13 protein-coding genes are annotated in these 10128 nt (G+C 45.9%); 1 reads left to right on the forward strand and 12 read right to left on the reverse strand.

The window, feature by feature from the left end:
• The 10 genes from ACLR2L_RS15680 to ccoN form a co-directional block, all read right to left on the reverse strand.
• On the reverse strand, positions 1-184 hold a 184-nt coding region (locus ACLR2L_RS15680), incomplete at its 3' end, for a universal stress protein (RefSeq protein ID WP_413369399.1).
• Positions 185-275: 91 nt separating this feature from the next.
• Positions 276-1013 (reverse strand): fumarate/nitrate reduction transcriptional regulator Fnr, encoded by a 738-nt coding sequence (gene fnr, locus ACLR2L_RS15685; protein ID WP_140957340.1) that lies wholly within the window; start codon positions 1011-1013, stop codon positions 276-278.
• A gap of 28 nt (positions 1014-1041) precedes the next feature.
• Positions 1042-1710, reverse strand: coding sequence for a sulfite exporter TauE/SafE family protein (locus ACLR2L_RS15690; protein WP_413369401.1), 669 nt, complete (start codon positions 1708-1710; stop codon positions 1042-1044).
• Entirely contained in the window at positions 1703-1924 is a 222-nt protein-coding gene (gene ccoS, locus ACLR2L_RS15695; protein WP_413369403.1) for a cbb3-type cytochrome oxidase assembly protein CcoS, read from the reverse strand. Before ccoS ends, ACLR2L_RS15690 begins: the two co-directional genes overlap by 8 nt.
• Before the next feature lie 9 nt (positions 1925-1933).
• On the reverse strand, positions 1934-4309 hold the full coding sequence (locus tag ACLR2L_RS15700) for a heavy metal translocating P-type ATPase (protein ID WP_413369405.1): 2376 nt from the start codon (positions 4307-4309) through the stop codon (positions 1934-1936).
• On the reverse strand, positions 4310-4801 hold the full coding sequence (locus ACLR2L_RS15705; protein WP_413369407.1) for a FixH family protein: 492 nt from the start codon (positions 4799-4801) through the stop codon (positions 4310-4312). It abuts the gene before it with no gap.
• 95 nt (positions 4802-4896) lie between these two features.
• A complete protein-coding gene (gene ccoP / locus ACLR2L_RS15710) occupies positions 4897-5853 on the reverse strand; it encodes a cytochrome-c oxidase, cbb3-type subunit III (RefSeq protein ID WP_413369408.1) in 957 nt (318 codons plus the stop codon).
• A gap of 5 nt (positions 5854-5858) precedes the next feature.
• Positions 5859-6029: a cbb3-type cytochrome oxidase subunit 3 gene (locus tag ACLR2L_RS15715; RefSeq protein ID WP_140957352.1), complete on the reverse strand. Its 171-nt coding sequence runs from the start codon at positions 6027-6029 to the stop codon at positions 5859-5861.
• A 1-nt stretch (position 6030) separates the two neighbouring features.
• Positions 6031-6636 (reverse strand): cytochrome-c oxidase, cbb3-type subunit II, encoded by a 606-nt coding sequence (gene ccoO / locus ACLR2L_RS15720; protein WP_413369411.1) that lies wholly within the window; start codon positions 6634-6636, stop codon positions 6031-6033.
• A gap of 13 nt (positions 6637-6649) precedes the next feature.
• Positions 6650-8083 (reverse strand): cytochrome-c oxidase, cbb3-type subunit I, encoded by a 1434-nt coding sequence (ccoN, locus tag ACLR2L_RS15725; RefSeq protein ID WP_413369413.1) that lies wholly within the window; start codon positions 8081-8083, stop codon positions 6650-6652.
• A 283-nt stretch (positions 8084-8366) separates the two neighbouring features.
• On the opposite strand from ccoN, the gene ACLR2L_RS15730 reads away from it, so the two are divergent.
• Positions 8367-8786 (forward strand): hypothetical protein, encoded by a 420-nt coding sequence (locus ACLR2L_RS15730; protein ID WP_413369415.1) that lies wholly within the window; start codon positions 8367-8369, stop codon positions 8784-8786.
• 73 nt (positions 8787-8859) lie between these two features.
• On the opposite strand, the gene bfr (ACLR2L_RS15735) is transcribed toward ACLR2L_RS15730, so the two are convergent.
• Positions 8860-9327 (reverse strand): bacterioferritin, encoded by a 468-nt coding sequence (gene bfr, locus ACLR2L_RS15735; RefSeq protein ID WP_413369417.1) that lies wholly within the window; start codon positions 9325-9327, stop codon positions 8860-8862.
• The gene (bfr, locus tag ACLR2L_RS15740; RefSeq protein WP_413369419.1) at positions 9327-9803 is read right to left on the reverse strand and encodes a bacterioferritin; all 477 of its coding nucleotides are present in this window, start codon (positions 9801-9803) and stop codon (positions 9327-9329) included. The genes bfr (ACLR2L_RS15735) and bfr (ACLR2L_RS15740) overlap by 1 nt, the downstream gene beginning before the upstream one ends.
• Positions 9804-10128: the final 325 nt, after the last annotated feature.

The following is a 10128-nucleotide window of genomic DNA, read 5'->3' on the forward strand; positions in this document are numbered from 1 at the left end:
CTCGCATTGCTTCACGCTCTTCACCCGACAACATGGTTGTCATTTCGTAGGAGAAGTCGTAAATGGTCATAAAAGCAGTGATATTAGCCCCGGTCTTGGCAGCTAATTCAAGGGCGCGGGATAAAGCGGGTTGGGAATTTCGTTCAGTTTCTACAACGGCAAGAATATGGGTGTAATTGATCATAACAGCCTCCGGACATTATGTACTCTATGAGTGTATGTCCAGAGTGCCATCTTCACCAGTTTTAGGTGTTGCGGTGGATCAACCCGGAAAGTTAATCCACTGCTATGGTAGGAATATCCATACTATGGAGCTTGGCATCCATGGCTTCAAAATCCAGAATGGTGATGAGCTTGCCATCAACCTGAATAATGCCTTCTTTTTGAAAACGCGTGAGCAAACGAGAGATGGTTTCTACCGTTAATCCCAGGTAATTACCAATTTCGTTGCGCGTCATACTCAGATTGAACTGACGCGGAGAAAAGCCGCGTTCTTCAAAACGTTTGGATAAGTGCGCCAGAAAATAAATAAGGCGTTCTTCCGCTGTGCGTTTATTCAATAACATCATGAGGTCGTGATCGTGCTTAATTTCAGCGCTCATGAAACTCATAATTTGATGGCGCAATTTAGGGAACTGCACCGACATTTTATCCAGGGTTTCGTAGGGTAATTCACAAACCATGGCGGTTTCTAACGCTTGTGTATAGCTTTGATGCGTATTCTCTCGAAGCGCGTCGAACCCTATAATATCGCCAGGGAAATGGAAGCCGATGATCTGTTCTTCACCATCTTTGCTGCTCACAAATGATTTAAATGAGCCCGCACGCACCGCAAACAACGAATTAAATTTGTCACCCGCCTTTACCAGTTTGTCGTGCTTATGCAGCGGCTTTTTGCGCTCGATGATGTCATCCAGAGAGTCCAGCTCTGTTTTATTCAGAGAGACAGGCAAACACAAGTGGCTAAAACTGCAACTCTGACAGTGAATAGAGAATTCTGAACCTTTTGACATAACTCAACGTCTCCGTGTAACCGTAGGCCTAACTAATACTATTTACAGTGCGATAAATCAAGAAAACCGCATATATAATTAACGTTACTGCGATGAATGTTCGCGTTTTAGGCATACGCAGTAAAGTAAGTAACCCGTTAGCGCCAAAACTTACTGCAAGCAATGCGGGTAACGTACCCACGCCAAACGCTGCCATTATCATGGCCCCCTGCAATGCGGTACCGGCCGATAATGACCAGGTTAACGTAGAGTATACTAAGCCACAGGGTAACCAACCCCAGATTATGCCATACGGCAGCGCGGATAGAGGACTTTTGAATGGTAAAAATCGTCTCGAAAGCGGCTGTAAATGTTGCCATAACTGCTTGCCTAGCGATTCAATTCTGGCTAGACCACGCCACCACTGTGCCAGATAGAGTGCCATTGCAATCAGCATAAAGGCGCTGAATAACTTAAAACCGTAAAGTAGCGATGTCATCGAGCTTTGTGCAATACTACCCAATGCACCGGTAATGGCGCCCGCCAGCGTGTAACTAAGGATCCTGCCAGTGTTATAGCTTAACACAAACGGTGTGGGAGATTTTCCTTGAGGGATTGCCGCAGTGAGGGCGCCTGCAAAACCACCGCACATGCCAAAACAATGCACTGAACCCGCGATTCCTACCAAAAAGGCAGAAAATAACGAAAAGTCAGTCATGCTTGTTTGGGTTTGAAGTGTTATCTGACGCAGCCTCTGTCTTTTCAGGCTTCACTGGTTGTTTGCTTTCTGCTAAATCGTCATCAAACAAAATGCTGTAGCCTTGTCTTTCCAGATCCTGAAATTGGTTGGAACGCACGGCCCAAAAGAAAATTCCGATAGCCAACGCTACCAATAGAATAGCTAACGGGATCAGAACGTAAATAATGCTCACAATAAACTCTTATTTTAACAATCGGGTAGAATTGGTAACTACAATAATACTACTAAGTGACATACCAATCACCGCCATCCAGGGTAATAACAGGCCCGAAACGGCAAATGGTAGGATCAGCAGGTTATAACCAACTGCCCACAAAATATTCTGACGTATTTTCTGGCGTGTTTGGTTTGCTAACTTCAGTAATGGTGGAACCATGCTGAGTGAGTCGCTAAGTAACACAACATCTGCGGCATTCCGGGCTACGTCGGTGGCGTTACCCACCGCAAGGGAAACATCTGCACTGGCCAGTACAGGTGCATCATTAATGCCGTCGCCTAACATCAGTACTTTATGTCCTTTTGCCTGGAGCGCCTGAACATGGCGGTATTTTTGTTCGGGGGTAAGGCCCCCATACGCCTGATGAATAGGTAACTTATGTGCAATAGCATCTACGTTGTGTTGATTGTCGCCGCTTAACAGTACTAATTGCATGGCACTGAGCGATTCGAGCGTTTCGGCTGTGCCTGGTTTTAAACTATCACTCACCAAAAATGCCGCAATACAGTTACCGTTTGACGTTAAGAATACGTTGGCGTTTTCTGCAATGGTAACGGGTGACACACCAGTAAAACTGGCCGATCCCATCATCCATTTACGACCTAACACAGTACCGCTTATGCCTCCACCGGCTGTTACATCAAAGTCGCTTACCGGAAGGAGCATTTCAGATTGAAAAGCGTTACTGATTGGATGCTCGGAACGGGCTTCGAGACTTGCTGCTACCTGCATTACATCGGCTTCTGAAATACCCTCGGTGACCCAACACTGCTGTAAACTGAATTCGCCCGCGGTTAAAGTGCCGGTTTTATCCAGCGCAATAGTATCTATAGTGGTGAGTTGTTCAAGGGCATCTGCACGCTTAAGTAATACACCTTGCTTGTTTAACCTTGCCATTGCACAGGTAAGGGCAGAAGGGGTTGCCAACCCCAACGCACAAGGGCAGGTTGCTACCAGTACGGCTATTGCTATCCAAAAAGCGTCGTCGTTACCCTGCCAATACCAGTAAGCAAAGGCGGCGCCCGACACTACCAGTACGGCAATAACAAAATACCGCGAGAAGGTATCAGCCATTTGTGCCACTTTGGGTTTATTGGCCATTGCGCTGGATTGTAAGCGGATAATCTGATTCACCAACGCGTGTTTGAGTGGCTGTTTTACTTCCACGGTAAGGGTGCTTTGTTGATTCACCGTCCCGCCGAATACCGTGGATTGGGGCTGCTTGGTAACAGGCTCAAATTCGCCGGTAAGCATAGATTCATCGATGGCGCTTACGCCATCTGTTATTACACCATCTACCGGAATGGTTTCACCCGGCTTTACAATTACGATATCGCCTGTTTGCAGGTGTTTTGCCAAACAATCGGTAATTTGTCCGTCGGCAGCCAGGCGGTGGGCGGTTACCGGGATATACTGCATCATGTTGGCCGATATCTGGGTTGCCTGGTGGCGTGACCGATGTTCAAGATAGCGACTGAGCAATAACAAGAAAATGAACATGCAGATGGATTCGAAATAGACTTCTCCGGTTTGTAGTATTGTGGCCTTCAAACCTGCGATATAAGTACCGAATATTGCGAGGGTTACAGGGACATCCATATTCACCGTGCGAGCGCTGATCGCTTTTATTGCACCCAAATAGAACGTACTGCCGGAATACAACACCACTGGCGTAGTCAGAACCAAGGCTACCCAATAAAAATACTGTCGGGTTTCGGCTTCTATACTGCCAAACAGATCAAAATACAGGCCGGTCATTAACATCATAACCTGCATGGTCATGAGCCCGGCAAGTCCCACTTTTTTCAGAAACTGTTTTTGTTCGCTTACATAGGAAGCTTCGTGTTGATCTGGCTGAAAGGGCAGCGCCTTATAACCGATGCGTTTAAGGGCTTTCAGGATCCCACTCAACGCTATACTGTTGGGTTCCCAGGTCACCATGGCGCGACGTTCTGCAACATTGACTGCCACCTGGCTGATACCACTTACTTTGGCCAGTTGTTTTTCAATTAACCAACCGCAGGCTGCGCAGGTTATGCCTTCTACGGTAAGCTGAATCTGGTTGTGTTTACCTTCCTGATAAACAAAGTCTTCCTGTAACGCAGGGTCATCGTAAACAGAGAGCTTGTCGAGGGTTTCCAGTATTTCTGACTCACCCTGAGCCGCAGGTTCAGTGCGAAACTGATAGTAGTTTTCAAGGCCGTTACTCACAATGGCTTCCGCAACGGATTGGCAACCAAGGCAACACATATCCCTTGATTTGCCTAACACTATGGCGTGATAAGGGCTGGGGCTTTCTGCGGGGAGCCCGCAGTGGTAACAGGGCGTCTTACTGGTCATTTAGGGTACAAATCGAATTTTATCTGCGCGTGGTAGCCCAATTTCCTGTTGAACTTTCCAACTGTCGTCCATAGGACTTAATGTTACCCGCCATTTTCCTTGTAAATCCTGTTCTACAAAGCCGCGATAAATACCATTGGCGTCGCGGGTTAATAACAATGACACATCCCGCTCGGCGAGCGTAACGTGATAAAAACTGAGTTTTAAAGCATTACCTTCTTGTGGGATCCCACTGTGGAATTCTAGTGCTATCTGACCATTGTTAATCGACAAATCGGTCATAATGCGAAGTCTGCGTGCATTTTCAACCTTCTGGTGGTTGACGTTGTAGGCTTTGCCCTCTTTGTAATAGTCATCGATTACCAGTGAGTCCTGAGTATTGGTGGCAAATTTCACAATGAAATACCCCATGATGAACGACGAAGTAGGGATGGCAATCAAGAACCAGGGCCAAAATTGTTTGTACCAGGGTTTTACGTCTGATTTTTCCATGAATCAAAATACCTAAGAGCGTGCTATTACAAATGTTGAGTAGTGTCGCATAAAAAAAGCCTCGTAAAAACGAGGCTTTATCATTTTATGCCTGATTAGTGAGACAAGCTGTATACGTAGCTGGCAACTACGTGGATTTTGTTGTCACCCAGGGTTTTCTTGAACGAAGGCATTACACCGTTGCGACCATGAGTCAGGGTTTCGGTGATTGCGCGCTCAGAGCCACCGTACAACCAGATATTGTCGGTAAGGTTAGGTGCGCCAAGCATTTGATTACCTTTACCGTCCATACCATGACAGGCTGCACAAACCATGAAACGCTGTTGTCCTGCCGACGCCAGAGCTTCGTGATTCTCGCTCATTTCACGACCACTCAGGCTCAGTACATAAGCAACTGTCTCCTGAATACCTTGTTCGCCCATGGCATCAATCCACGCTGGCATTGCTGCCTGACGACCATTGGTCAGCGTTTCTTTGATCTTATCGCCAGTGCCGCCATACAACCAGTCATCATCAGTCAGGTTAGGGAAGCCAGCGTTACCGCGAGCGTCTGAACCGTGACACTGTGAACAGTTCTGCATGAACAAACGTTGACCAACTTTTACTGCTTCTTCGTTTTTCGCCAGTTCTTCAACCGGGATTTGTGAATACGCTTCAAAGATTGGGTCGAACTTTTCTGCCGCATAGTCCAGTTCGCGATCGTATTGAACGATTAAACCTTCTTGTTTGGCGTCAGCACGAGCCTGCACTGATTCTTCGATTGACTGGATGTTCTGGTTAGAACTTCTCCAGCCCAGGAAGCCTTCAAATGCGCCCAGACCAGGATACAGAGCAAGGTAAAAAAAGCTCCATACAATGGTGATGTAAAACAAAATGGTCCACCAGCGAGGGAGTGGGTTATTGATTTCCACAATCCCGTCGAATTCGTGATCCATCGATTCGCCTTCTGGATGACCTGTGTAGTTGGTTAGGTTCCAACGTAACAGCAGGTAAGTACCAATAATGGAGCCCAGTGTTATCACAGAGATCCAGATTGTCCAAAACATGCTCATGAGTGTTAACTCCCGCTATTCTTCTTTGATTCTTCTTGGTCTTCGTCAGCAAATACCAGGTTAGCGGCTTCGTCGAACTTCTTCTTATTACGACTACTGAATGCCCACCAGACAATGCCCATAAATATGACAAAGACGATGACAGTAAATATGCTGCCTACAGTACCCTGATCCATACTATTTCAAATATGTGCCAAGAGACTGAAGATAAGCAATAATGGCTTCCATTTCTGATTTGCCTTTTACTGCCGCCTGCGCACCATTGATGTCTTCATCCGTGTATGGCACGCCTAAAGCACGAAGTACTTCCATCTTCTTAGCGGTGTCTTTACCTGTTAATTTGTTTTCCATTAACCAAGGGAAACCAGGCATGTTTGACTCAGGCACCACGTCACGTGGGTTCATCAGGTGCACACGGTGCCATTCATCACTGTAACGGCCACCAACGCGCGCCAAATCTGGCCCGGTACGCTTAGAACCCCAAAGGAACGGGTGTTCCCAAACTGATTCACCTGCCACGCTGTAGTGACCATAACGCTCGGTCTCTGCGCGGAAAGGACGAATCATCTGGCTGTGACAACCCACGCATCCTTCACGGATATACAGGTCACGACCTTCCAGTTGCAGAGCAGTATAGGGCTTCAGGCCTTCAACGGGCTCCATGGTTTGCTGTTGGAACATCAGCGGTGTAATTTGCACCAGTGCACCAAAGCTAATTGCAACCAGGATAAGAATGGTCAGAAGACCAACGTTCTTTTCTACTAATTCATGTGGATTACGCATCTGTATCGACTCCTTATGCTGCCTGGCCGGCTGGTTCAGCTACCAGACTACCTTTGGGTGCACGAACAGTTTTGTAGGTGTTGTAGGCCATGATTAACATACCGGCAACGACGAACAGACCGCCCACAAAGCGAACAACATAGAATGGCTTAGACGCTTCCAGTGACTCTACGAAACTGTAGGTTAAAGTACCGTCAGCATTTACTGCGCGCCACATCAGACCTTGCAGTACACCAGACATCCACATGGCTACGATGTAAAGAACCACACCGATAGTTGCGAACCAGAAGTGCACGTTAACCAGTTTGGTGCTGTACATAGATTGCTGACCGAACAGGTGAGGGATCAAGTGGTAAACTGAACCGATTGATACCATTGCAACCCAACCCAACGCACCAGAGTGAACGTGACCAACAGTCCAGTCTGTGTAGTGAGACAGTGCGTTTACCGTTTTGATTGCCATCATTGGGCCTTCGAAGGTAGACATACCGTAGAAAGACAGAGAAACAATCAGGAAACGCAATACAGGGTCAGTACGCAGTTTGTGCCATGCGCCAGACAGCGTCATGATACCGTTGATCATACCACCCCAGGATGGAACGAACAGGATCACAGACATCACCATACCCAGAGACTGAGTCCAGTCAGGCAGGGCTGTGTAGTGTAAGTGGTGAGGACCAGCCCAGATATACAGTGAAATCAGTGCCCAGAAGTGAACAACTGACAAACGGTATGAGTAAACAGGGCGTCCCGCTTGCTTAGGTACGAAGTAGTACATCATACCCAGGAAGCCTGCAGTCAGGAAGAAACCTACCGCGTTGTGGCCGTACCACCACTGCATCATGGCATCTACTGCACCTGCATAAATCGAATAAGACTTAAAGAATGAAACAGGCAAAGCCATACTATTACCAATATGCAACACCGCAACCGTTAACATAAAGGCACCCAGGAACCAGTTGGCAACATAGATATGCGACACACGACGAATTACCAGCGTTCCGAAGAAGTTGATAATGTATGCGACCCAAACTAATGCAATCAAAATGTCGATTGGCCATTCTAATTCTGCGTATTCCTTACTGGTGGTAATACCGAAGGGCAGTGTAGCTACCGCAGCCACGATTACCGCTTGCCATCCCCAGAAGGTAAATGCAGCAAGTTTGTCACTGAACAAACGTACCTGACAGGTGCGCTGAACAATGTAGTAAGAGGTTGCGAACAATGCACAGCCACCGAAAGCAAAAATTACGGCGTTGGTGTGCAGAGGACGGAGGCGGGAATAGGTTAACCATGGAATATCGAAGTTTAGCGCGGGGGCAAATAATTGCGCAGCAATAAATACCCCAAGGCTCATTCCCACAATACCCCATATGATGGTCATAATGGTAAATTGCCGTACAACTTTATAGTTGTAATCCGGCTTTGCTTGGCTTATTTCACTCATTGTAATGAATCTTCCACTTCTTTATAAAAAGGGTTTCCAACTGCAAAAATTTGAATTTTCAGGTACGGTTGCGGCCGTAACACTGAGCCTGGAGTGTATGACTTATTATCGTCCAGACCAGTTGGTACCGCGGATAATAAAGTTTTTAATAATAAAAAGATACCATAAACTAGGGCGGGTTGATCTCTGTCAATAAAGAAGAACCACGCTTAACAATAACGTTAAAATAATGAACAAAAAATTAACATTAAATAGACATGTAAAACTTATTCAAGCCATTGTTTTGCTTCTAATCGTAGGACTTTTAACCAGTATATCCACGGGTATTATTCCCATTAATAATAGCTACAATAACGACAGTGAAAATACGCAGTGCATTTTAACCGAAAATCATTGTGAATTTATGCTGACAGCAGGGCGTGTACGAGTGGATATTTCGGGACTGTTAACTACGGAAGAACAACTGGATATCAGCGTCACCTTGCCCGTTGGACTTACCATTAAACAAGCCCGAATAGAGGGCGTGAATATGTTTATGGGGATTGTGCCTGTTCAACTTATTCTGCAGGATAACGGTCAATGGGAAGGCTGGTTTATGTTGGGAAGTTGCACAGAGCCTCGTATGCAGTGGCAATTGCAAATTCAATTTAATGAAAATGAGTCACCCGTGTCTATTTTGTTTACCACTGAGCAATCAGGCTAAACACACATACATTGTGATCACAGAAATAAAAACGCCAGTGACTAGCACTGGCGTCCGGCAGGTTCGAAACTATCTACAGTTGCGACTGTAGATAGTTTTGCAGACCGAGTACCTTGATAAGTTTAATTTGTTGCTCTAACCAGTGAGCGTGATCAACTTCTGTGTCGTCCAGCAACTCAACCAGCATATCCCGGGTAACGTAATCCTGGGCCTGTTCACTGATGGCAATTACTTCTTTCAGTTTGTTGCCTACGTGATATTCAACACGTAAATCACTTTCCAGCATTTCAGGCACATCTTTTCCTACCTGGAATCCGCTGCGCTGTGTCATGTCTGGGGCGAAGCCTAGCATTAACATGCGATCAATAAGCTTGGTTGCATGACCTTTTTCGTCATCAAACTCGTGATTAATGCGCTCGTACAGTTTGGTAAATCCCCAGTCGAGGTACATTTGCGCATGAATAAAATACTGGTCCATCGCTGCAAGCTCGTAAGCGAGCAGTTCGTTGAGACCTTCCAGGACTTTTTGATTACCTTGCATTAGTCGTCTCCCATTACTTGTGCTTGCAGATAGTTTTCAACGCCTAGTTTATCAATCTGATAAGACTGAGTTTCCAGCCAATCCAGGTGTTCTTCTTCGTATTCCAGAATGGACTCAAGCAGTTCTCTGCTTACGTAATCCTGCTTTTCTTCGCACAGCGCAATGGCTTTGCGAAGCAGAGGAAGTTGTTCCTCCTGGAATTTTTGGTCGCACGACAGCATTTCTACTGTGTGTTCACCAATGTACAATTTGCCAAGAGCCTGAAGATTAGGTAAACCCTCTAAAAACAAGATGCGTTCAATGAGATCATCAGCTTGCTTCATGTCTTTAATCGACTTTTTGTAGCACACATCATTCAGTGCTTTTAAGCCCCAGTTTTTGTAAATGCGTGCATGCAAAAAATACTGATTAATAGAGGTTAATTCGGCTGTCAGCACCTCATTCAGCTTTGCCAGCACCTGCGGGTTACCTTTCATAACACGGCCCTTTTATTGTTCGGCTAAAAATATGCTGCAAAGTGTAGCTCAAACAGACATAAATAGCAAAATTTTGTTTATTTTCAATAACATACTACTAATAACAATTCGCATTATTAACTTGTTTCGCTTCCCGCTTTAGCAAGGTACATGGCGGCGTTTTTTCGTTTGCTTGTCTCAACCACTTTGAATTGTGTACGTTTTTACGTTACACAGAACAGGCTAAAATGATAATAACCAAAGATATCCGAGGATCTTATGCAGCTACTTAAATCGTTTGCGCTGCTGTTACTGCTTAGCAGCACGGCGGTAATGGCAACAGAGC

This window comes from Alteromonas sp. AMM-1 (assembly GCF_047290655.1).
Taxonomy (GTDB): domain Bacteria; phylum Pseudomonadota; class Gammaproteobacteria; order Enterobacterales; family Alteromonadaceae; genus Alteromonas; species Alteromonas mangrovi.

What these genes read in the sequence shown, in the direction of transcription:
- ACLR2L_RS15705 (WP_413369407.1), bottom strand. Translation starts at nt 4,801, where the DNA reads ATGGAAAAATCAGACGTAAAACCCTGGTACAAACAATTTTGGCCCTGG.
- ACLR2L_RS15700 (WP_413369405.1), bottom strand. Translation starts at nt 4,309, where the DNA reads ATGACCAGTAAGACGCCCTGTTACCACTGCGGGCTCCCCGCAGAAAGC.
- fnr (WP_140957340.1), bottom strand. Translation starts at nt 1,013, where the DNA reads ATGTCAAAAGGTTCAGAATTCTCTATTCACTGTCAGAGTTGCAGTTTT.
- ACLR2L_RS15715 (WP_140957352.1), bottom strand. Translation starts at nt 6,029, where the DNA reads ATGGATCAGGGTACTGTAGGCAGCATATTTACTGTCATCGTCTTTGTC.
- ccoO (WP_413369411.1), bottom strand. Translation starts at nt 6,636, where the DNA reads ATGCGTAATCCACATGAATTAGTAGAAAAGAACGTTGGTCTTCTGACC.
- ACLR2L_RS15690 (WP_413369401.1), bottom strand. Translation starts at nt 1,710, where the DNA reads ATGACTGACTTTTCGTTATTTTCTGCCTTTTTGGTAGGAATCGCGGGT.
- ccoP (WP_413369408.1), bottom strand. Translation starts at nt 5,853, where the DNA reads ATGAGCATGTTTTGGACAATCTGGATCTCTGTGATAACACTGGGCTCC.
- bfr (WP_413369419.1), bottom strand. Translation starts at nt 9,803, where the DNA reads ATGAAAGGTAACCCGCAGGTGCTGGCAAAGCTGAATGAGGTGCTGACA.
- ccoN (WP_413369413.1), bottom strand. Translation starts at nt 8,083, where the DNA reads ATGAGTGAAATAAGCCAAGCAAAGCCGGATTACAACTATAAAGTTGTA.
- bfr (WP_413369417.1), bottom strand. Translation starts at nt 9,327, where the DNA reads ATGCAAGGTAATCAAAAAGTCCTGGAAGGTCTCAACGAACTGCTCGCT.